Consider the following 976-nt stretch of genomic DNA (forward strand, 5'->3'; position numbering starts at 1 on the left):
CGCTTCCTGCTTACTCACTCCCTCGGCTTCGGCGAGCAGCGCGAGCGCCTTCTCGTCCTCGGGTTCCAGGCGCAGCGTTATGGCCATTACGCCATGCTACCACTCTGGTATCACTCGCTCATGCCGCACTGTGCGCGAGGGTGGCCTGTGGCTTTCCGGTACCCGAAGCGGGCACTCGCTCATGCCGCCGGGTGTGATCTGGATGGGTGAAGATCGACCGAGATGAGCTTGACGGTGGTACTGCCCGCGGTACCATATCACCTGACTTGCACACCTCGGGCCAACTTTGCGGATTCGCCGGGTCATCGCGCCTTATCAAGGCGATTTGGCCGCCGACTTCGGGGCACTAATGCGGGGCTGGAGTTGGCCGCTGAACGCCATCAGGGCTCGGCAGATGATGACCGCTTCGAAGCCGTGGCCCCCATCAACCTGAGGCGTGACGACCGTTCACGACGCCTTCGAGCGCCGGGTCTCGGCCACCACACAGTGCCAGCAGCCCCCAGGGCGTCCTTCAGAGACGTTGAGACCCTGAGATGGGCCCTGCTGGAGTCGCACCCGGCAAGTTCCGGCCTCTTGGGCCTCAACGTCACCGAGGCCAACCTGCGTGAGGCGCCCGCTGACGTGGCCGGGCTGCTACGTGAGCGGAACTCTCTGGAGATCTCGACCCGCGTGGGGGGCACTAAACATGTGCAAGTCGGGTGAACACCTCGCAAGCACGTACTGACAGGCGCGGATCAACTCGCGCATCTGCCGCCGGGTGTGCTCTGGATGGGTGAAGATCGACCGAGATGAGCTTGACGGTGGTACTGCCCGCGGTACCATATCACTGTGGCGACCGTCGACAAGCTCCTGGCAGCGATACGGAAGAACCCACAGAACGTGCGCTACGACGACCTCCACAAGGTCTGCGAGCACTACTTCGGTCCGCCCCGCAGAAACGGCGGATCACACGCGGTGTTCAAGACCCCTTGGCCCG

At 63.7% G+C, this 976-nt stretch carries 1 protein-coding gene; it reads right to left on the bottom strand.

The features are described 5' to 3' along the window. Positions 1 to 87, bottom strand: an 87-nt coding sequence (locus ET989_RS16080) for a toxin-antitoxin system HicB family antitoxin (protein ID WP_131170065.1), incomplete at its 3' end; no start/stop codon positions are given. Positions 88 to 976 lie beyond the last annotated feature (889 nt).

This window comes from Propioniciclava sinopodophylli, from assembly GCF_004324755.1.
GTDB classification, from domain to species: Bacteria; Actinomycetota; Actinomycetes; order Propionibacteriales; family Propionibacteriaceae; genus Propioniciclava; species Propioniciclava sinopodophylli.